20 protein-coding genes are annotated in these 22,679 nt (G+C 36.6%); 9 read left to right on the top strand and 11 right to left on the bottom strand.

Annotated features, from left to right (window positions below; genetic code table 11):
• Positions 1-164 precede the first annotated feature (164 nt).
• The 9 genes from CLV90_RS16455 to CLV90_RS16420 all read left to right on the top strand — a co-directional run bounded on the left by CLV90_RS16455 (position 165) and on the right by CLV90_RS16420 (position 9,445).
• A complete protein-coding gene (locus CLV90_RS16455; RefSeq protein WP_133688611.1) occupies positions 165-1,619 on the top strand; it encodes an NAD(P)/FAD-dependent oxidoreductase in 1,455 nt (484 codons plus the stop codon).
• A gap of 54 nt (positions 1,620-1,673) precedes the next feature.
• Positions 1,674-1,814: a hypothetical protein gene (locus CLV90_RS19340; RefSeq protein ID WP_166638609.1), complete on the top strand. Its 141-nt coding sequence runs from the start codon at positions 1,674-1,676 to the stop codon at positions 1,812-1,814.
• The gene (locus tag CLV90_RS16450; protein ID WP_133688610.1) at positions 1,814-2,008 is read left to right on the top strand and encodes a DUF6132 family protein; all 195 of its coding nucleotides are present in this window, start codon (positions 1,814-1,816) and stop codon (positions 2,006-2,008) included. The genes CLV90_RS19340 and CLV90_RS16450 overlap by 1 nt, the downstream gene beginning before the upstream one ends.
• A 152-nt stretch (positions 2,009-2,160) precedes the next feature.
• Positions 2,161-3,465 carry a TolC family protein gene (locus CLV90_RS16445; protein WP_133688609.1) on the top strand — a complete coding sequence of 435 codons (1,305 nt, stop codon included), beginning with the start codon at positions 2,161-2,163 and terminating at the stop codon, positions 3,463-3,465.
• 32 nt (positions 3,466-3,497) lie between these two features.
• Positions 3,498-4,580 carry an efflux RND transporter periplasmic adaptor subunit gene (locus tag CLV90_RS16440; RefSeq protein ID WP_133688608.1) on the top strand — a complete coding sequence of 361 codons (1,083 nt, stop codon included), beginning with the start codon at positions 3,498-3,500 and terminating at the stop codon, positions 4,578-4,580.
• 143 nt (positions 4,581-4,723) lie between these two features.
• On the top strand, positions 4,724-7,945 hold the full coding sequence (locus CLV90_RS16435) for an efflux RND transporter permease subunit (protein ID WP_133688607.1): 3,222 nt from the start codon (positions 4,724-4,726) through the stop codon (positions 7,943-7,945).
• Between the two features lie 59 nt (positions 7,946-8,004).
• The gene (locus CLV90_RS16430) at positions 8,005-8,193 is read left to right on the top strand and encodes a YgaP family membrane protein (protein ID WP_133688606.1); all 189 of its coding nucleotides are present in this window, start codon (positions 8,005-8,007) and stop codon (positions 8,191-8,193) included.
• Between the two features lie 276 nt (positions 8,194-8,469).
• Positions 8,470-9,030, top strand: coding sequence for a YeeE/YedE family protein (locus tag CLV90_RS16425; protein WP_133688605.1), 561 nt, complete (start codon positions 8,470-8,472; stop codon positions 9,028-9,030).
• Between the two features lies 1 nt (position 9,031).
• Complete coding sequence (locus CLV90_RS16420) at positions 9,032-9,445, top strand: DUF6691 family protein (protein WP_133688604.1); 414 nt, start codon at positions 9,032-9,034, stop codon at positions 9,443-9,445.
• A gap of 14 nt (positions 9,446-9,459) precedes the next feature.
• Here the strand turns inward: CLV90_RS16420 and CLV90_RS16415 are convergent, their stop codons facing one another.
• The 11 genes from CLV90_RS16415 to CLV90_RS16365 form a co-directional block, all read right to left on the bottom strand.
• Positions 9,460-11,211, bottom strand: coding sequence for a hypothetical protein (locus CLV90_RS16415; protein WP_133688603.1), 1,752 nt, complete (start codon positions 11,209-11,211; stop codon positions 9,460-9,462).
• Entirely contained in the window at positions 11,204-13,399 is a 2,196-nt protein-coding gene (locus CLV90_RS16410; RefSeq protein WP_243835510.1) for a DUF4175 family protein, read from the bottom strand. Before CLV90_RS16410 ends, CLV90_RS16415 begins: the two co-directional genes overlap by 8 nt.
• A gap of 23 nt (positions 13,400-13,422) precedes the next feature.
• A complete protein-coding gene (locus tag CLV90_RS16405; RefSeq protein ID WP_133688601.1) occupies positions 13,423-14,721 on the bottom strand; it encodes a BatA domain-containing protein in 1,299 nt (432 codons plus the stop codon).
• A 1-nt stretch (position 14,722) separates the two neighbouring features.
• Complete coding sequence (locus CLV90_RS16400; RefSeq protein ID WP_133688600.1) at positions 14,723-15,622, bottom strand: DUF58 domain-containing protein; 900 nt, start codon at positions 15,620-15,622, stop codon at positions 14,723-14,725.
• 22 nt (positions 15,623-15,644) lie between these two features.
• Positions 15,645-16,649: an AAA family ATPase gene (locus tag CLV90_RS16395; RefSeq protein ID WP_133688599.1), complete on the bottom strand. Its 1,005-nt coding sequence runs from the start codon at positions 16,647-16,649 to the stop codon at positions 15,645-15,647.
• Positions 16,650-16,661: 12 nt separating this feature from the next.
• Positions 16,662-17,282: a DUF4159 domain-containing protein gene (locus tag CLV90_RS16390; RefSeq protein ID WP_133688598.1), complete on the bottom strand. Its 621-nt coding sequence runs from the start codon at positions 17,280-17,282 to the stop codon at positions 16,662-16,664.
• 94 nt (positions 17,283-17,376) lie between these two features.
• Complete coding sequence (locus CLV90_RS16385; protein WP_133688597.1) at positions 17,377-18,693, bottom strand: TldD/PmbA family protein; 1,317 nt, start codon at positions 18,691-18,693, stop codon at positions 17,377-17,379.
• Between the two features lie 24 nt (positions 18,694-18,717).
• On the bottom strand, positions 18,718-20,358 hold the full coding sequence (locus CLV90_RS16380; RefSeq protein ID WP_133688596.1) for a TldD/PmbA family protein: 1,641 nt from the start codon (positions 20,356-20,358) through the stop codon (positions 18,718-18,720).
• A gap of 314 nt (positions 20,359-20,672) precedes the next feature.
• Positions 20,673-21,074: a hypothetical protein gene (locus CLV90_RS16375; protein ID WP_133688595.1), complete on the bottom strand. Its 402-nt coding sequence runs from the start codon at positions 21,072-21,074 to the stop codon at positions 20,673-20,675.
• A gap of 79 nt (positions 21,075-21,153) precedes the next feature.
• Positions 21,154-21,729 (bottom strand): nucleoside monophosphate kinase, encoded by a 576-nt coding sequence (locus tag CLV90_RS16370; protein ID WP_133688594.1) that lies wholly within the window; start codon positions 21,727-21,729, stop codon positions 21,154-21,156.
• Positions 21,730-21,927: 198 nt separating this feature from the next.
• Positions 21,928-22,677 carry a LytR/AlgR family response regulator transcription factor gene (locus tag CLV90_RS16365; RefSeq protein ID WP_133688593.1) on the bottom strand — a complete coding sequence of 250 codons (750 nt, stop codon included), beginning with the start codon at positions 22,675-22,677 and terminating at the stop codon, positions 21,928-21,930.
• Positions 22,678-22,679 lie beyond the last annotated feature (2 nt).

Genomic DNA, 22,679 nt, shown 5'->3' with positions numbered 1-22,679 from the left:
ATCATACAGTAATAGAAATATGATATTAATCAATTTTAGACTATAAATTGATTATCACTATTTACTCAAAATCTTTCAATAAAATAAAGAGCTATATGTAACAAAGGTTGCTGTGTAACGCTATGTTTAAGTTGAACTTCGTATAAACTTTAAACCTTGTCATAATGTCAAAAATAGTCATACTAGGTGCAGGAATTTCAGGGCATGTTGCTGCTGCGCACCTTCGAAGAAAACTATCAAAAGAACATGAAGTTCTGGTTGTTTCACCGAATAGCAATTACCAATGGATACCATCTAATATATGGGTAGGTATCGGTCGTATGAAGTCTGAAGAAATTCTATTTCCATTACCTCCATTATACAAGAAAAAAAATATAGGTTATAAGCAGGCTCTAGTCACTACTTTTCATCCAGAAGGTGATACAGAATCAGCTAGTCCGTTCGTAAACATCAAATACGTTAATGGCGAACAAAAAGGAAATACCGAAAAGGTAACTTATGACTATCTCATTAATGCCACCGGACCAAAACTAGCCTTTGACATGACCGAGGGTCTAAACCCTGGTACTAATAAAGCCTACTCTGTTTGTACTTATAGTCATGCAGAACATGCATGGCATGCTTTAGATGATTTGATTCAACAAATGAAACAGGGTAAGAAAGCTAAAATTTTAATTGGTACCGGACACGCAAAATCTACGTGTCAAGGTGCTGCTTTTGAATATATTTTAAATGTAGAGCAAGAGCTTAGAAGACATAATGTACGTGACCAAGCTGAAGTTATTTGGATTGCCAATGAGTATCAGTTAGGTGATTTTGGTATGGATGGTGTCCTACTTAGTTATGGAGACAACATCATGAAATCTAGCGAAATGGTTGAAATGGTTTTTGAAGACCGTGGTATTAAATGGATTCTTGGTGCCGGAGTAAACAAAATTGAAGATGGTATAGCGCATTATGAAACATTAGATGGGGAGTATAAATCTGAAACATATGATTTTGCCATGTTAATACCTGCATTTTCCGGACATGGTTTTAAAGCCTTTGGCAAGAACAATGAAGACATTACCGAAAAACTTTTTAAAGGTTTTATGTTAGTAGATGCAGATTATACTGCTAAACCTTATGAAGAATGGAGCGTACAAGATTGGCCTGAAACTTATCAGAATCCGTCATACAAAAATATTTTCGCGCCTGGTATTGCATTCGCTCCACCACATGCAATTTCAAAACCTCGAGTAAGAAAAAATGGTACTTCGATATCTCCTGCCCCACCTCGTACGGGTATGCCTTCTGGTATTACTGCTAAGTTGGTTGCAGATAATATCATAGATACCATAAACGGTAAAAAAGATTTACACCATAAGGGTTCTTTGGGCAATATGGGTGCTGCATGTATAGCATCTGCTGGCTATGGTATGACAAAAGGTAGTGGTGTGAGTATTACCACCTACCCCATTGTACCTGATTATAACAAATACCCCGATACTCAAGGTCGTAAATTGGGTAAAACCTTTGGAGAAATAGGTTTAGCTGGTCACTGGCTAAAACTAGCGTTGCATTATGCTTTTATATACAAGGCAAAAATGAAGCCTTTCTGGTGGCTAATTCCGGAATAATTTCAAGTTCGACATCTTAAAAACTTGAAAGAATAACACTTAAAATCTAAAAAAATGACACAAAGAATATCGAAATCTAAACGCTTTTATATGATGAATCCTATCATTCAATTCTTCAAATTCATCTGGTTGAGTATCAAAATAATGCTAGTGGTGGCCGGTGGTCATGGCGGTACTAGAAAAGTCAATAATTAATGCATAAGAAAACACTTCTCATAACTACTATAGGCATAGTTATCGGCGCTATAGCCGGTTACTTATACTATGCCGAAATCGGCTGTATAAGTGATACTTGCGCTATAACTTCAAAACCTTTAAATAGTACGTTATACGGTAGTTTAATGGGTGGTTTACTCGCTAATACATTTGTGAAGTCTCCTAAAAAATAAATTTTAATTTTATTGGTCAACGAAGGTATTTCTAAAATGGAAATACCTTTTTTTATTTAGAAACTTTTTTTACCGGCAAATCTTCTTAGGTAACATTAGTTACTGTGCAGTCTTTTTTACTGGTCTAATTTTGTATCAAATAAATGAATACCATGAAATATAAACTAGGATGGATATTGTTGTTCGTCTTTTATTCTGGCTTGGCACAAGAAGTAAAATCTATTACAAAAGATGAAGTGCTGACTAAGGTAAAAGAAAGTAATAATACACTGAAAATGGCTGAACAAGATGTGTTAGTTGCCAAGGGCGATTTCAATCAGACCAATGCTATTCTATTGCCAAACATTAGCGTATCGCATACTGGTATTGCCACCACTAATCCGTTAATGGCATTTGGATCTAAACTGAATCAAGAAATTTTGACTGCTGCAGATTTTAATCCAGATGTATTAAATGACCCACGTCAAATCGAAGATTTTGCAACTCGAGTAGAAGTACAACAACCATTGATAAACTTCGATGGCATCTACCAGCGCAAAGCGGCAAAGGCAAAATTGACCGCTACCGAACTACAGTCTGGTCGTACAGAAGATTACTTAGCCCTTGAGGTTGAAAAGGCGTATATGCAATTACAACTTGCTTATAAAACCGTTACCGTTTTAGAGAAAGCTCAAGAAACTGCTTTAGAAAATAAGCGCATTGCCGACAATAGTTACAAGCAAGGTTACCTACAAAAATCTGATGTTCTTTCTGTAGAAGTAAGAGTTACCGAAATCGATAATCAACTGCAATATGCAAAAAGTAACATTCTAAATGCAAGCAACTATTTATCGGTACTAATGAATACTGATGAAAATGAAATTTTAAAGCCTTCAGATTCACTTGCAATTACTAGTTATGCTAATACCACGACCGTTAACTTATCTGAAAACAGAAAAGATATTTTAGCGATGAATTCTGCTACCGAGGCATATAGACAAATGCATAAGGCAGACCAAATGGCTTTCTTACCTCGTTTAAATGCTTTTGGTACTTATGAGTTGCATGACGATGAAATTTTTCAAGGTCAAGCGCAAGGGTATTTATTCGGAGCAGAGTTAAAATGGAATCTTTTTGAAGGTAGCAAACGTTTTGGAAAATCTCAAAAGAGCAAGGCGGAGTATGACAAATCTAAATTACAATTAGAGCAGTATAAATCTGAAAGTCAATTAGAGCTTAACAAAGCAAAAAGAGGTTTTAAAGATGCAGAAAATAAACTCAATCTTACCAAACTTGCTCTAGAGCAATCTGAAGAATCTTTGCGTATACGAACCAATAGATTTAAGCAAGGTTTAGAAAAGACAACTGATTTATTACTAGCTGAAACACAATATTCTCAAAAGCAATTAGAATATTACGCTACAATTTTTCAACATAATTACGCCTTGGCGTATGTACAGTTTTTAACGAAAGAATAGAGTACCACAATCACTTAATACCATTCATAAAGATGAAAAATAAAAAATATATAATTACAGCTATTTTAGGTGCAACAATCTTGTTCTCTAGTTGTGGTAACGATGATAAAAAAGCGGTAGTCGATAACTCACCTGCTGTAGCCGTTCAAACAAAAACTGTTTCTGAAGATAGTAGTAGTCCGTTTTTAACGGTAAGCGGAAAAATCGAAGCAGCCAAAAGTGCAAACATCAGCACTAGAATGATGGGATACGTTGATAAAATATATGTTGGTGTTGGTGATAAAGTAAATAAAGGTCAATTATTAATGAGTGTTAATAATGCAGATGTTTCTGCGCAATTAGCTCAGGTAAATGCCGGTATTACTGAAGCTGAAGCTGCATATACCAACGCAGAAAAAGACTTTAATCGTTTTACTGCCTTATTTCAAGAGAATAGTGCATCACAAAAAGAGCTAGATGATATTACTGCCAATTACAATATGGCAAAAGCAAGAGTAGAATCTGCCAAGCAAATGAAAAACGGTGTCAATGCCCAAATGGGCTATGCGAATATTCGGGCTCCGTTTAACGGTGTAGTCACCAATAAATTCATAAATGCAGGTGATATGGCTAACCCAGGCATGCCTTTGATGGAAGTGGAATCTCCTGGTTCGTACCAAGTGCTTGCCATGGTACCTGAATCTGAAATTCTTACTGTTAAAAATGACACTGAAGTTAGTGTACAAATCAAAGCATTGAATAAAAGCATAAAAGGAAAAGTTACCGAAGTAAGTACGTCTTCAAAGAACACAGGCGGACAGTATATGGTAAAGGTCATTTTGGACAAAACAGATGTACAAATACTTTCTGGTATGTACGCTACAGTACAATTTCCTATTGCACGAAAAACAACAAGTTCTGCTGTAATGATTCCGGTAGAAGCTATAGTTAAGAAAGGTCAACTATCTGGCATCTATACCGTGAGTCAAAGCAATACTGCATTACTACGCTGGTTACGACTGGGTAGAACTTTTGGTGACCAAGTTGAAGTATTATCTGGCTTATCGGCAGACGAGCAATATATAGTTTCTGCTGAAGGAAAATTATTCAACGGCGCCAAAATTTCAAATCAATAAACGAGTCTGGGTTAGGGACCTGCCTGACGGCAGGCAAGTTGTAGCGGTTACCCCACAGGCATTTTTTATGCCGAGGAGTAAAAGTGAAAAGCCCGACCGCCTGTCTTTTACAGGTGGGAACACACAAATAAAATAAAGAAATAATGAAGGAAGGTTTAGCTGGTAAAATTGCCAAATTATTTATAGGCAGCAAGTTAACGGTACTTTTAATGATTGTTTTCATGGTCATTGGGGTGTACAGTTCGTTTTTAATCCCTAGGGAAGAAGAACCACAAATTGATGTGCCTATGGCCGACATTTTTGTAGGCTACCCTGGTGCGAGTCCCGAAGAAGTAGAATCGCGGGTCATTAAACCTTTAGAGAAATTAATTTCAAATATTAAAGGTGTAGAATATGTGTACTCCACATCGATGAAAGAACAAGGTATGGTCATCGTTCAGTTTTATGTGGGCGAAGATATAGAGCGTTCTTTCGTAAAATTATACAACGAAATCAATAAGCATATGGATATTATGCCGCAAGGTGTAACCTTCCCTTTAGTGAAAACCCGTGCTATTGATGATGTACCTATGCTCGGACTTACCCTTTGGAGCGAAAATTATGATGGGTATCAGTTAAGCCAAATGGCACAGGAATTAGAAAGTGAAATCAAGAAGGTAAATGATGTTGCTATAACCCATAAAATTGGAAATCAAGACCGCCAATTACGCGTGGTTTTAGATAAAGATAAACTTGCCGCTAGCGGATTAGATTTTTTATCAGTTTCTGAAATGATCAAAGCTAATAATGCCCAATTGAGTTCTGGTAGTTTTGATAAAAATGATACCGAGTTCTTAGTAAATACCGGTAATTTTCTGTCTTCTGTCACCGATGTTGAAAACCTTGTTGTTGGTGTTCAACAAAATCAGCCTATTTATTTAAAGCAAATTGCCAGTATTATCGACGGACCAGAAATTCCTCAAAGTTATGTTTCTTTAGGTTTTGGTCAGGCAAGTGATAAGGTATCAGATTACAAATCTGAATACCCTGCCGTAACTATTTCTGTGGCAAAAAGAAAAGGTGCCGATGCAATGAAAATTGCGGACATTGTTATTGATAAAGTTGAACATTTACGTACCACTTTAATACCAGATGACGTACATGTAGAAATTACTAGAAACTATGGTGAAACGGCATCTCATAAAGTGTCTGAACTTTTATTACACCTAATTGGCTCTATTATAGCGGTAACACTTGTGGTTATGTTGGCTATGGGCTGGCGTGGTGGTTTGGTGGTATTCTTATCCGTGCCAATTACGTTTGCTTTGACGTTGTTGAGCTATTATATGCTTGACTATACATTAAACAGAATTACATTATTTGCTTTAGTTTTTGTAACAGGTATTGTGGTTGATGATTCCATAATCATTGCCGAGAATATGCACCGGCATTTTAAAATGAAACGCCTACCCTTTAAACAGGCGGCCCTTTATGCCATTAACGAAGTTGGTAACCCTACAATTTTAGCAACGTTTACCGTAATTGCCTCTGTATTACCAATGGCATTCGTATCTGGACTTATGGGTCCATATATGGCACCTATGCCAATTGGAGCTTCTATAGCCATGATATTATCACTTTTTGTGGCTTTGACCATAACACCATACTTGGGGTATATTTTCTTGAGAGAAAAAGATAAAAAAGGTGAAGTTGAAAAGGTAGAAAAGCCTTTAGAAGAAACTTTCATCTACAAAATTTATAATAAATATGAACGCCCATTAATTGAAAACAAAAGCAAACGATGGTTGTTTTTGGGCTTAACTTTTCTACTGCTCATGGTATCAATGGTATTGTTCTTTACCAAATCTGTAGCTGTAAAAATGTTGCCTTTTGACAACAAAAATGAGTTTCAAGTGGTTATTGATATGCCCGAAGGTACCACCCTTGAACGTACAGGTGTAGTTGCTCAAGAAATTGCTCAATATTTATCTACTAGACCAGAGGTCGTTAATTACCAGAACTATGTAGGTACCTCTGCCCCTATTACTTTTAACGGTTTGGTACGCCATTATGATTTACGTGGTGGTAGCAATATGGCAGATATTCAGGTAAACCTTATTGACAAAGAAGAACGTACAGCGCAGAGCCATGATATAGCGAGTCTACTACGACCAGATATTCAGAAAATAGCTGCTAAATACAATGCAAATGTTAAGTTGGTTGAAGTTCCGCCTGGGCCTCCTGTGCTTTCTACAATAGTAGCAGAAGTATATGGACCTGATTATGAGGAACAGATTAAAATTGCGAATAGCGTACAAGACATCTTAAAAAACACTGATGATGTTGTAGATATCGATTGGCTAGTAGAAGCCGACCAAACTGAATATAAGTTTGAAATTAACAAAGAGAAAGCAATGCTTTATGGCGTGGCACCACAGCAAATTGCCTATACCATGAATATGGCTTTATCAAATAGAGCCATCACAAATTTATATGATGAAAATGCTATCGACCAAGTTGGTTTGGTGCTCGCTTTAGATGAAAAAGAAAAGTCGACTATTACAGATATTTCTCAATTGAAGATTACCTCTAAACAGGGTAATATGGTGCCTATTGCCGATTTAGTAGATATTAAAGAAACTATAAGCGATAAGAGTATTTACCGCAAAAATCAAAAACGTGTTATATATGTAATGGCAGATATGGCCGGGGAATTGGAGAGTCCCGCATACGCGATATTAGGAATGGAAGAAAAGCTGAAAGAAATTGATTTACCTAAAGGATATGAAATTACCGAAATGTACTTAGGTCAACCTGAGTTTGAAGATGACTATACTGTTAAATGGGATGGGGAATGGCAAATTACGCTTGAAGTATTCCGTGATTTAGGAATTGCATTTCTGGGAGCTATCATTCTAATTTATATTTTAATTGTAGGATGGTTTCAAAACTTTAAAGCGCCAATAGTAATGATGGTTGCGATACCATTATCTCTAATTGGAATTATATTAGGTCACTGGATCATGGGAGCATTTTTTACCGCTACTTCTTTTATTGGTATGATTGCCCTCGCAGGTATTATGGTGCGGAATTCGGTACTACTCATTGATTTCATTAATCTACGTTTAGCCGAAGGTGTGCCTATAAAACAAGCTGCTATCGAAGCTGGTGCGGTACGTACCACTCCTATTCTACTAACTGCCGGTACCGTTGTCATTGGAGCTTTTGTAATTTTATTTGATCCGATTTTTCAAGGTCTGGCTATCTCTTTAATGGGCGGTACTATTGTATCTACAGTTCTTACATTATTGGTGGTACCATTGGTGTATTATATGATCGAAAAGAAAAACTATCCAGAAACAGATAACACAGAAATTAATAAATAAAAAAATAGGATTCAACAGCGCAACTATTGTGCTGTTGATTCTTCTAAAAATAGAATAACATGTTAAACACATATTTTAGAGTTATAGTAGATACAATGGTTTTATTAAGTGTTGTATTAGCTGTTTATGTAGATATAAACTGGTTATGGTTTACAGTATTTATAGGTGTAAATATTATACAGTCGGCTTTTACGAAATGGTGCTTATTAGAGACTATTCTTAAAACATTCGGAATTAAAAATGAGTAGCATTCTAAATTCACGTGCTTTAAAACATGATTGATATTTTGTTAAACTTGTAAAGCTGGTTTTATTCTCAAAAAGATAAATAAGAAAGTCATCATCTACTCGTAACATAGCACATTTCAGAATTTTACACAGCCTAACCCTTTTGTCACCATAAGGCTTACCCTTCAAAAAATAGTAATTCATTTTAGTTAATGTCATTCTTATGTAACCTTAGTTACATAAGAATGATTTTCTTTGCGCTTTCTTTAGCGGTTTTGAACTTGAACTAAATAGATAATGAATTTACTATATGACCCATGGCCATGGTATGTGGCCGGACCTTTAATTGCCCTCACCATGTTTATTCTGCTCTATGCAGGTAAACAATTCGGTATGTCATCTAACCTTAGAACCATGTGTTCTATTGGCGGTGCAGGCAGATACTCAGATTTTTTCAAGTTCGATTGGAGAGCGCAACGTTGGAATTTGATTGTTGTGGTTGGTGCCGTAATTGGCGGCTTTATCGCTTCTCAGTTTATGTCTGATAACAAAGTAGTTATAAATCCAGATGTTGCACAACAACTTTCTACCGATTACGGAATTGAAAGTGCCGGTGAAGCTTATTTACCACCAGAACTTTTTGCTTCTGAAAATCTTTCCGACCCTTTTGTTTTGGCTATTTTAATTATTGGCGGATTTTTAGTGGGCTTTGGCGCTCGATATGCCGGTGGTTGTACTAGTGGACATGCCATATCTGGACTAAGTAATTTACAGTTACCTTCTTTAATTGCCGTTATCGGTTTCTTTATTGGTGGTCTAATTATGATTCATCTTTTATTCCCCCTAATATTCAGTTAATATGAAATATATAAGTTATTTAACCATAGGTATCTTTTTCGGTATCATCATGTATAAATCTGAAGCTGCATCGTGGTTTCGTATTTATGAAATGTTTCAATTCGAATCCTTCCACATGTATGGTATTATCGGCTCTGCCCTAGCTATCGGAGTGATTGGTGTGCAAATCATCAAAAAATATAAGATCAAGGCGATCGGTGGTAATAAAATGAATTTACACCCTAAAACTAAAAGTGTCGCACGTTATTTAATTGGTGGTATTATTTTCGGATTAGGCTGGGCGTTGGCTGGTGCTTGCCCCGGACCAATGTATGTACTTGTTGGTGCTGGCTACTACTCTATTCTTGTTGTTATTGGCGGAGCACTTTTAGGTACTTTCGTGTACGGATTGGTAAAAAATAAATTACCTCACTAAATCAATAAAGTGATTTAGCCTTCGGCGGATAGTTTTGGCGAAAGCCATAACCACCCTACTCCTAACAGAAAGAGGATATAAAATACTAGTAGAGAAACAGGACGGTCCAAAACAACCGTTCTGTTTTTTAGCGTTTCTTTTTCGAATTGATTTTTATTTGCTGCTATGTCCGCGGTACTTTTTAAAGCCTTCCAATCTTTATGTTCAAAAACATAGTATGAAAAACTCGTACTATCATTTTCTACTTGTATTGAATTCCACCCTGTTTTCTTCGGATACACCGTACCTGAATAGTGACTAGGCAGCAATACACTTTGAACAAGCGATACTGAAATACTATCTTCATTTATAATACTGAACTCCTCTAAATTTGTTCGAATCTCAAATTGAAATGGCTCGTCTATTCTAGGAAATTTCGTATTGGATTGCCATGAAACTACCTGCCCTTTTTTCTTTGCTATCTTATCTAAAATGGTGGTCCAAACACCATGGTATACTTCAGTTTTACCATTCAACAAAAACTGATAACTATTTAATAATGTAGTAGTTGCAATTTTACCATTTCCTATTTGTCTATACGCTGCCAAGTTTGATGTTCCACCTAAATGAATTGGCTCTACTAATAATTGTTCATTAAACTGATACGGGTACTTTTCTGTTTCTGCGGCATAAACTGGTAATTTCACAGTGTTTATCCTATCATTTTTAAATTTAAAATAAGCATCGCTACTTCGGCTATTAAAAAGAAAATCACTTGGTTGAATAAATAGTCCTAAACCTTGTTCTTCAATGCTAGTTTCAAACCTTTTTCTAATCGTATTTCTAAGACCCGTATAAGTTTCAGCATCAACAATTACAATATCAAAACTTTCAAGGGTCTCTTTGGTAAACTGATATATTGGTTGCGTAGGCGTATTGAAATATTCAAACTTGTATTTCCCCTTTGTTAACTGACTTCTAACAATAACTTCATGGCCAGATTCAGCCAAAAAATTCTTTAGATATTTTGTCTCAAACGTGGGGAAGGTATTTAAAATCAGAACTCGTAATGGCTCTTTTTTTAGCACTTTTATAGGAAGTGGATTCGTTTCTAAAACCGATCCAGTACTATCTTTAACCGCTAATTGATACACATAAGTCCCAGATACTTTTGGGTGAGTGCTCAGGTTATAGTCTGCATTCTTATCTCCAACGAATTGTATAGAATCTAACCCGTTATTTCTTGAATCTTGTAGCACTAAAAATGACTTTTCTATGGGATTTGAATAACTGCCAGAAACCTTTAATTCATTACCCAATACCAGCTGTTCTGTATAGTTCAATCGCGTAACTCCCGTTGGCGCTCCATTTGGAATGTAGGCTGTAGGAATGCTATCGAACAAATAAAAATCATACGGCTTAACGCCATCACCAAGTACAATAACATTCGTAAGGGAATCTAGCTCTTTACGAATCGATTTTTTAGGATTATAATCTAAAACTTTTATACTCTTATAATGGTTTAAAAGACTGTCTTTTACTACTTCATCAAAATTATCGGTCAGTACTAATGCCTGACTATCATTGATTTCAACTTCTTTTGTGGGCTCTAGAATTAACATAGCCAGTGCCAAGATTGTTATCAAAGCAACAATAGCATTTACAACAAATCGCCCCCTTTGTTTCGTTTGCCATTCTTTCCAAACATATATATTAAAAACTACTAATCCGCCAAGTAAGATGGGGATTATGAGCTCTTTTTGCAAAAATGAGAAATCATCAATCATACACCTCTAGTTGTTTTAGAAATAATGAATTGATATCGTCTGTATACTCTTTTTTAGCCCCAGGAATTTGTGATGTTTTTGGTAATGCTGATAACAATCCCTTTTGAACGAATTTATAATTATTCATTGTTCGCCCCGTATTATTCTCAATACGTTTTAAGCCTTGTAAAACTTGTAAATACTTACTTGGGTTAACTATTGCCAGTTGCCCCAATTCATTGCCTGCAGCAGTAAAAAGTGCATTATCAGCCTCATTAAAAGTGCTTTCTTTCTCTATAAACTGTTCTAAGCGAGCAATCGCGCACTCAAGTGCTTCAAAAGGATTTTCCACCTCTTTGGTTTCGTTCTTTCGGTAGTTCTTAATATCCTTTAATTTACCGGTAAGTCTGCTATCCTCTTTAATTGGTGGTGGGTCAAAACCAATTCTATGTACATAAATACGGGCACTGTTCTTTATTTCTTGAATATATTTTAAGGCGTCATATTGAAACGGTAACGACTTTTCTGGCTCATACAAACGCAAATGCAATTCGGCATCCCACATGATACTTAATGCCTTTCGCAATTTCGTTTTCAGCGATTCTTCAAATAAAGTGGATTCCTCTGGGTCATCATGATTATGAAGGTAGTCGTGCAAAGGGTCTTCTGCCTCTTCTGCTTTTTCAGCGGCAACCAAATTATGCTCGTTATCACCATCATGGTCGTGCGAGTATTCTTTTAATATATTTTCTTGATCTTCAGCATGATCATGGTCCTCACCTTCTTCATGACTTTCAATCTCACTTGGTGCTTCTTCCATCTCAGATTCATCGCCCATAAACTGTCCGTACTTTAAACGCAGTGCTTTTTGGTCGAACCCCAGTTCATTACTTCTGGACTTAAATTCTTTGCTTGTAATGCTCGGCTTATCTTTTATCAACTTCTCGGTATCGATAATCAACTGTCGCTGACTTCTAAAATAATCGGGCATTTGGTCTACGCCCAAAGTTCCTTCTACGCCGAATTGCTCACCAACGGTATCTTTTATAACCGCGAAATACGTTTCGCTACGCGCAACATTTCGCTTGGGTTGTTTTTCATCAAAGGCTTCGATATAAAAATAGAGCTCATCGCCTACTTCCATTTTTAAGGCATTTAAATCTAGTGTTTTTGTAGCCTTCACCGATTTTACACCTTTCGATATAGTTTCCTTGAAATTCAATTTCTCTTCCCTAAACTTCACCGATTCTCCCGACCCCTTACTTACTGTTGCTATGATATAGGCTTCGTCAATTCCGTAATCATCAGTAATTGCACTTTCTAGCTCGAAAATCTTTTCATCTGAAAAATCAAAATACGTGTATTGTTCCAACCCTAAAATCTCTATTTCTGGCGGATTATCAGCTACTGCCTCCAACGAGAATAAATCTGACGTAAATTCAATGCCTTCTTCATTCTTGAATTTGAAACTATAGAAGCCCGATTCTGATAACAGTTGTCTTAGGCTATATCCCTTTTCGCTTTTTTGCAGTGGAATTAGTTCTCCCATGCGATCTAAATAAACTTCGGTAACGAGATTATCAAACTCTAGCGTCCACAGAACTGTAGCACCTGTAATCGCCTTTATGTTTGGGTCGCTTACTGCAATAGTTCCCTTTCGTGTGTATGATGGATATGTGACACTAATAGTTTGCTTACTAATCTTCGGGATAATAGATTTCTCATTAATACTGTCAGTTGCTATAAACTGAATTTGTGTTTCGTTAGTAGAATCCCCTAAAACACTTTCTACTCCTTTAAACAAGTCTAATTGTTGAACCCCAACACCAAGCAATACCAACCCCAGCGTAACCAGTAACGCTTGTTTCAATTTGTTTGGCGGATGAATAGCGCCCAGTCTTTTCGTAAGCTCTTCAGATACTTTATAGCGTTGTAATTTGGCAAGATTAGATAATGAATCTTCTGGTTGCAGCAACAACCCTGTACTAAACGATGCTTCATCTACATGTGCATCTACATAAGTTCCTGTGGTTACTAAATTATGTTTCCAAGGCTTCTTTATCAAAAGCAAAACGACCAATGCAGCCACAAAGCTTAATATGCCAACCCATAGATTTTTAGATACTAAATATAAAAGAATAGCGATGCCAACAGCATACAAAACAGCTTCTGCGTATGACAAGATTTGCCAGCGCCTGTGAAATTTCATCAAGTGTAGTTTGCCTGATTCCATTACTGTGTTCGTTTATAAGCTACAAATCGTTCTACAATTAATAATACCAAAAGAAAAACCCATAAGTACGGATTCAGATTCCAGCTGGCTTGGTGGGTTTTCGATGTTTTATTTTTAATGAAATTAGTTTTTAAGTCTGCTTCCGTTACCGAGCGAATATCAGCATTAGCTTGAAGTTCACGTAGCTCTTTATCGACATCTAAAATGTTTAGTAGATTCTCTGTTAATCGCCCAGTTACCGCATTTTCTGTGGTAATTCTTTCTGTTATATAAAAAGTATTTACATCTTCTCCTTTTATTATCAGCGCATTAGAAATGGAATCGTTCTTATATACAAGTGTCTTTCGAGCTGAAACAAGAGCAGGCTTAGTACTCAACCAAATCGTTAAGTCTGTTTCCTTATTCTCATTTACTTCATTTTCCAAAGAGCTTTCGACTTTTATTTCTCTATCCAAATAAGTCGATAAAGCCGCCATTGCTGCTTCTATAAAGGTTTTATCTGTACTTAAACTATCGGCATAAACCAAAGAAACTTCTAACGCCTTTTGTTGAATTAAAGGGATTTTTGTTGCGCCCTGACTTGAACTTGAAACCTGTAAACTATCACCATTTGATGTCAGTTGATATACATCTCCTATTTCAATATTCTTCTTTGCTATTTTTGAAGCTGCCGGACTATTATTGGCTGTAAATAATGTTATATTTTTCTCTGTCTGATATGCTAACAAAGGCTTCTCTACAGTTTGAGTCGAATCCAAAACTATCCAGTTGATCTGATGATTGGTTTCTGGTCTAGCTCCTTTTAGTTCTTTGGCATATCCGTGGGTAAAGACAATAATACTATCGGTTTCTATCGCATTCATTTCTGTAGCCAACGACCAATTATCTGCGCTTCTAAAATCTTCTGAATTGGCATTCTCAATATCGTTTATTGGCAAACCCGATTGTAAAAGCCTTATTTCTTGATCTGCCTGTACATCAAAAAAACGAGCCATGAAATTTTCATTCCTTGCTAATTGAGGTTCTATAATATAGGTTAGTTTACTGTTGTTCACCTTTGATTGCCATTGCGGTTTTGCCATAACCAAAGTAATCAGCGAAATAATCGCCATACGCAGTAGCAACAACCACCATTCGTTTAATTGTATACTGCTAGATTGTCTCGATTTTGATTCTGATAACAATTGAACGCTACCAATCTTTATAGTTTTCGCTTCTTTCTTACTCCATAAATGGATAGCTATTGGAACCAGAAGTCCCAATAAAGCCCATAAATACGAAGGATGTGCAAATGACATATTAACCGAGTCTTTTACGTTGTTTTAAAAATAATTGCAATGCTTCTCCCAAGTGTTCATCCATGCGAAAGACATAATGATCGATTCCGTTTGAAAGCAATTCGTCTTTCACCTTTTTCAATCTACTTTCTAAAGCAGCCAAATATTCTGTTTTTGCCTTTTCGGTATCTACTTTTACTCGTGCTCCTGTTTCCAAATCTTCAAAAGTGATATTCGAACCGTAATTGAAATCCATCTCTGCAGATCCCATAATTTGAAGTACGACCACTTCATTTCTCGCGGATTTTAATCCTTTAACAAACTTTGAAATCTCCGCTCCCGTTTCATACATATCGGTCAAGAAAAAAATCAATTCTTTCCCACCTCTATTCGGTATGCGTTTATTCGAAATATGGGTTTCTGGCCATTTGCCAGCATTTGAAAGATTAATGAGTTCTAGCAATAACCGATTATAATGCTTTTTATCTGCTTTAGGATAAATACTGACCACATCACTTTCATTGAGTGCAAATAGTCCGACAGAATCACCCTGCTTCTGTGCCATATATGCAAGTGTTGCGACGAGCACACGGGTAAAATCCATTTTGGATAAGGTATCTTCTTTATGTAACATCGATGCACTGGCATCTACAATGAACTTGATGATCACCTGACTTTCAATTTCAGATTGCTTGATGTAATACCTGCCAGAACGCGCCAACATTTTCCAATCTAACAATCGTAAATCATCACCCGATTGATACCCTCTGTACTGACTAAACTCCATACCAGGACCCACACTGGCACTTCTATTTAAACCAGAGGTAAAGCCTTCAACGACAATTCTAGATATCAATGATAATCCGGAAACGGTGTTGATGACTTCTGGTTTTAATAAATCGTGATAGTCTTGTTTTGCCATGTACTCGTTAATCGAGGATTGTTTACTTGCCTTTTATTTCTATCGCATTCAATAAATGAGTTGCCACTTTATCTGAAGTGATGCCTTCTGCTTCTGCCCTGAAATTCACCAACACTCTATGGCGAAGTACAGGCAATGCTACACTTTTAATATCATTTAATGTAACAGCTAAACGACCTTCTAGCAATGCATTAGCTTTTGCCGTTAGAATCATTGCTTGACCTGCACGCGGACCTGCTCCCCAATCTACCCAGTCTTTCACATAAGCATCTGTTGTGGTTTCTGGTCGTGTCGCACGAATAATATCACTCACAAAAGTGATCAGTGCATCGCTAATAGAAACTTCGCGAACTAACTGCTGCAATCGTACAATATCATCCCCAGAAATTACCTTGTTCAGCTTCTTTTTTATACCTCCCGTAGTTGCCTTTAAAATGGTTTCCTCATCTTTCTGAGTAGGATATCCTATTTTAATGTAAAGTAGAAAACGATCTTGTTGTGCTTCGGGCAAGACGAAAGTACCTGATTGCTCTATTGGGTTTTGTGTGGCTAGAATAAAAAAGGGTTTATCTAACGGATAGGTTTTATCTCCGTAGGTAACCTCAAATTCTTGCATCGCTTCTAACAATGCTGCCTGTGTTTTTGGTGGTGTACGGTTTATTTCATCCGCCAGGATAATATTAGAAAATATAGGTCCCTTGTTGAACTTAAAGAACTTTTTACCCGTAGTATGGTCTTCTTCTAGAATTTCGGTCCCGATAATATCTGAAGGCATTAAATCGGGCGTAAACTGTATTCTCTTAAACTTTAAATCGATAGCATTCGCCAAAGTTCTGATCATTAGCGTTTTTGCCAAACCCGGTACACCTTCTAACAAAGCATGACCACCGGCTAAAAACGTAATCAATAATTGCGATACGGTTTCTTCTTGCCCAATAATCACTTTTCCAATCTCTTGCTTTAGGGCACTCAATTTACCGGAAAGCATTTCTACCTCATCTGCAATACGTTGTAATTCTTTATCCATGCAAAAATGTGTTTAGGAGGTTAGGGCGTACATGACGATGTTGACCCCAAACCGTGTATTGTCTATTTTATACCAACGTTTATTTCTAAAATCATAATCCCACTCGCAGCCGTAATCCTTATTGCTATAGAGCACCCCTATTCTACCATTAATTACGATAGCTTTCAGGTACTCGTGCACCAAGTCATCGCCCCAACCATTCAATTCTTGTGATGTGGTTGGCGGTCCATTTTCGAAATCAAAGAAAATGGAATACAATTCGTGGTCGTTGGGTATTTTTTTTAATTCGGACGGACCAAATATTTCTTCCATTTGCCGCTCAAAAGATTTGGCAAACAATCCGTCAATATCGTGATTGCAATCATCTGCGAAAATGAATCCGCCGTTACGCACATATTTTTCAAAATTCTCTTTTTCCTTTTTGGTAAACTCCACCAATTTGTGCCCGGAGATATAGCAAAACGGACTCTTAAAAATATCATCGCTTGCCAGCGAAATAATCTTTTCTTGCGTATCTACTTTCAAAGTGGTATACTCCACCAATGAATTCAACAGATTCGAGGGCATACGTTGGTCAACGTCCCAATCGCCGGACTCGTATTGTAATCTCGTAAAGAAAAATTCGTTGCTCAAGGGCGATTAATTTGTGTTTTTATTCATTCTGAAAAAAGAAAACTGGTTGTTGTGATACAACACAAACAACCAGCTTACCTAATCAAAATATCAATTATACTGCATCTGAAAGACTCGTAAACGTAAAGTCACGAACTTTCATATATGGTATTAAATTACCATCTATACGCACTTGCTTACCAAGGGTTTCTAAGTTGTTCAGCATGATTATCGGACTCTCATTAAACCTGAAGTTTTTTACAGGGTATTTAATTTCTCCGTTTTCAATATAGAATGTTCCATCTCTTGTAAGTCCCGTATACAATAAGGTTTGTGGATCTACGCTACGTATGTACCATAAACGTGTAACCAAAATTCCTTTTTTAGTACTCTTAATTAACTCTTCCAAACTGGCATCACCACCGGTCATAATTGCGTTAGACGGAAAAGGAACTGGCTCAACACCTTTTTCCTTTGCCCAAAATCGGTCGTACGCTAAGTTTTTGACCACTCCGTTTTCAATCCAGCTGGTTTTCTTTAATGGCTGTCCTTCACCGTTCCAAGTTGCCGTTGGCACCTCAGTATTCAATGGATCTGAATATATATTAACACGCTCGTCAACTATTTTCTCTCCTATCTTATTTTTACCATCTGCTGCAGACATAAAACTTCTACCCTCATCTGCAGAACGGGCATCTAAGGAACGGAACATGTTACGCAACAAATCTGCCGAAGCAGCTGGTTCCAATATCACAGTATACTTACCCGGCTCTATTGCTTTTGCCTCTCTAGAAAGTACTGCTTTGTCAATAGCAGTCTTTGCTGCTTCATCTGCATCGAACTTATCTACATCGTTGAAATCTCTTGATACCCAGCCAGAACCTGTACCATCATTGGTACGCATGGTTACCGTAAATTCTACACCTGTAGATTGGTTGTAAGCGAATAGTCCCTTGGAATTGATCATGGCACTAAAGCCTGCAGAATCATTTAAAAAGCCTGCAGCGGTAACATCTTTTGCATCCGCAGGAACAATACTACTACTCGCTACTTCTGCTCGATATTCCGGAGTTACATTTGCTGTTGATTCACTGTACGTTACCGATTCATCATACATCTGCGGACCTAATGGCTCCATAAACTCAGGGTTCTCTGGAGAAAGTTGCGCCAATTCTTCTGCCCTTCTCACCACCTTTTCCAATGATGCATCATCGAACTCATCTATAGTTGCCGTTCCGGATTTTTTACCAAAACTAGATTGTACAGCCAAACTTTGGTTTGAACTAAAACCTGATGTAGACACTGTATTTCTTGCGTACCTGATATTGCCGCTATTATAGCCGCTTAAATTTATCTCGCAGGTATCGGCTTTGGAAAAACTCAATGCTTTCTCCAATATTTTTCTTGCTTCTTCTTTTGTATAAATTGCCATTGTTGTCTTTTTTACGTGAAACAATTAAATGTTTCTACCAGTGTTAATTACGTTTACATCATTGAACCTGGCAGTAGAACTACCATGAGATACAGCGCTCACCTGAGAAGGCTGCCCTTTACCATCGAAGAATGTACCGAACAAACGGTAGTCATCTTTATCGCAAATCTTAACACATGAATTCCAAAACTCTTGGGTATTCGATTGATATGCTACATCTTCTAACATGCCAACGATTTCTCCGTTCTTAATTTCGTAAAAAACAGTACCACCAAACTGGAAATTGTAACGTTGTTGATCAATAGAATACGATCCACGACCTGCTATGTAAATTCCCTTTTCTACATCTTTAATCATTTCTGATATAGAATACTTGTCTTTACCTGGTTCTAAAGAAACATTAGGCATACGTTGAAACTGAACATCGTCCCAACTTTGTGCGTAGCAACAACCGTGAGATTCCTCTTCTCCGATCATATGTGCTTGGTCACGTATCGCTTGAAAGTTTGTCAATACTCCGTTACGTACCAAATCCCACTTCTTAGCTTTCACTCCTTCATCATCATATCCAACAGCGCCTAAAGAACCAACTTGAGTCTTATCTGCAACAAGGTTTACAATATCGCTACCGTATTTAAAATTGCCCGATTTTAATTTATCTAAAGAGGCGAAACTTGTACCGGCGTAATTGGCTTCGTAGCCTAATACACGATCCAATTCTAATGGGTGACCCACAGATTCATGAATGGTCAACCCTAGGTGATTCGGTTCTAAAACCAAATCATATTTACCGGCATCAACAGATTTTGCCGTTAGTTTTTCTTTAGCTTGTTTCGCTGCCATAGTAGCATCCTCAACCATGTCATAGCTATTTCTGTATAAACGCAACCCTGCAGGACCTTCTAATTTCTCGGATTCCAATCCGTCTAAATATTCATAGCCCATACCTACGGGAGCACTCATATTCTCTCTGGTCTTGAAAGTACCCGCAGCCTTATCTACAGCCGTTACCCTTAGGGTTGGCCACAAGCGGTGAATATCTTGATCAATGTAAGAACCATCGGTCGATGCAAAGTACTTTTGCTCGTTCACCATGAATAAGGCAGAATTCACAAAGTTTGCTCCGTTATCCAAAGCGGCAGCGTTGGCACTTAATAAAAGGTCTACCTTTTCTGAAACAGGAACTTCTTTAAAATCTTTTTTGATCGGAGTTTTCCAAGATACCTCTCCGTATGCATTTACGGGAGCTAGCTTTACCGGTTCTTTTTGAATTTTAGAATTTGCCTTTGCAATAGCAACTGCTTGCTCTGTTGCTTTCTTAATTCCGTCTGCGGTTACACTATTTGTTGATGCAAAACCCCAAGTACCATTTGCGATAACACGAATACCAATACCAAAAGATTCGGTATTTACTACGTTTTGTACTTTGTCTTCTCTAGTGAACACATATTGGTTTAAATACCTGCCTATTCTAGCATCAGCATATGTAGCGCCTAAGGACTTTGCCGTATTTAGGGCAACATCTGCCATGTTCTTTTTAATCAAGGCATCCATACCAGGTTCTAGTAAAGCTTCCGTCGGGATGTCTTTTCCTAGCAATAATGACGGCATCATTAATGCTCCGGCACCCAACCCGGCGTACTGTACAAAATCTCTTCTTTTCATGTGTTCGTTTTAAATTGGTTCTTTATAATCGAATATGCAACCCCAAAGAATAACATATATAGTGAGTTCAATTCGTAATATTTTGGTTCTCTTAATGTGATATGAAAACTAAAATATACCAGAAGATTAAAAGGTCATTTTCAACCTTCAAATTCTAGTCCTCTAAAAATAGACAGGGTTTTGTAACAATTATGTTAACCTTAACATAAAATATAACGGAAAATGATGTTTTTGGGAATAATGGAAAATTAGCCCCTTGATTTTCTGTTCTTCGGAAGGATGGTGAAGGGGATTTGGGATTGGGCTGGTTTTAATTATTTAACTAAACTGATTCGACAAGGAAAGCCGTACTGACCCGCTATAGGTTGATTATTATTGTCCACCAAAGAAAAATCGGATAATATTGGATTCAAGAGTTTTACAATTTGAGATTTTACTTTTAATTCATCAGTTTGAATTTCATACTTTGAAATTAATCCTTCCTCATTAAAGTAAAATTTAAACCAAATTTTATATTCTATCTCCTTACTTTCTATTTTTTCCCAATCAAAGTATTTGAAAATATGGTCCGTAATTTTTTTCTTCGAACATGAATTGTTATCCCAACTATTTGATAAGTCTTTGCAGTCCTTGTGAACAAAGTATTTGCCAGTCTCCTTTTTATACTCTGATTCAACCTGATTAAAAACCAAAGTATCTTGTGCAAATAGTTGCATAGAAATCAATACAAAAATCGAAAAAAGAAACTGTTTTTTAATAATCAAGGATAACATTCTAAATGAGTACATGTTAAATTCATTCTTTTATTCGCTTATTTATGTATTCAGAATTTAAAAGAGATAAATAATGCAATTCAATCTCCATCCATTCCACTGATGTAGCAACACTTTTAATGATATTAATATTTTCTCTTCTTTTTTGAAACATTTTTATCCATTCGTCCGTTAACTTATTACCGAATTTATCTAGGTACTTTTTATTCATTGGCAACTCGAAATGATTTTTCATAAATTCCAAGTAATCACTATGCCTAAAGTACCAAATCTTGTTTAAGACTATTTTTTCTTTAACAATTATTCTTTGTAATTCATGAAACTGTTCAACGACGTTAGGATAAAATATCAATAATAAATTTTCAGTAGATTCTCTTAAATTTTTGGTTATTAACTTTTCAATGAGCTTATTGTTAAGTAGTTCTCCATTACTTATAATTTTCAGAATTTCGTTGCCTATTTCACTTTTATCCTGAGACTCTTTTCTAATAATGTTTTGAATATTAAATATTTGTAGGTTCTTAGTTTCAGAAATAATTTTGGAAATATCATTTTTTGAAAAACCCCAATCCACAAAGAGTATATCTATCTCTCTCATTTTTTTAGTTCGTTTTTTACCCAGCTAAGTAATAGATGTATTATACCCACAATCAAAATGAATACTATAGTATAAAACCCGAATGCAATGATTATATCAACTCTTAGTCTCTCGGAAATTAAATGTAGAGTTTCTGTCAATTCTAAAAATTAGTTTAAATGTTTATGAGTTTTAAAGTAATCATCATATTCTATTCCCTTACCTATGCATCTTATCCAAAATATCAATAATCTCAGTTTTTTTACGGACAGATACTGGCACATTTTCCCCATTTTTCAACATTAAATAACCTCCATCGGTTTTTATATAGGCACTGATGCATTGCAGGTTGACCAAATGACTTTGATGTACGCGCACAAAATCGTGACTACTTAATAAATCTGCAAAGTACTTTAGGGTCTTTGTTACGAATATCTTGCGTTTGTCTTGAAGGTGAAAAATGGTGTTATTACTATCCGATTCACACCGAATAATATCATCTAAACTCACGATGATAATTTGATCTAGCGTATGCAGCGATATTTTATCTGGCTTTTTCTCTGGTGCTGCTATAGTTTCCTTTAAAATCTGCAAACGCTCTTTATTAGGCTGCAACTGCTCTTTTGCGCGAGCTATTGCTAAGCTTAAATCGTCATTAGAATACGGTTTTAACACATAATCGATAGCTGCGAATTTGAAAGCCCTGATCGCAAACTCATCACTTGCAGTTACAAATATGATCTTGGATTTTAAATCGGGAAAAATCTCTAGAATATCAAAGCCTGTACCATCGCCTAACATAATATCCAAAAACAGAATATCGGGCTGATTTTTGCGTAACACTTTCGCTGCTTCCACTACACTCTGTGCCGTGGCGATAATTTCAATATCTGGATGTTGCGTCTCTATATCCTTCTTTAAAAGGGTTAAGGCGTCAATCATGTCTTCTACTATTATCGCTGTATGCATAG

This window comes from Maribacter spongiicola, assembly GCF_004364165.1.
GTDB lineage: Bacteria > Bacteroidota > Bacteroidia > Flavobacteriales > Flavobacteriaceae > Maribacter > Maribacter spongiicola.
Note: the sequence above shows the minus strand (reverse complement) of the source record. Positions and strands in the feature narration are given on the sequence as shown.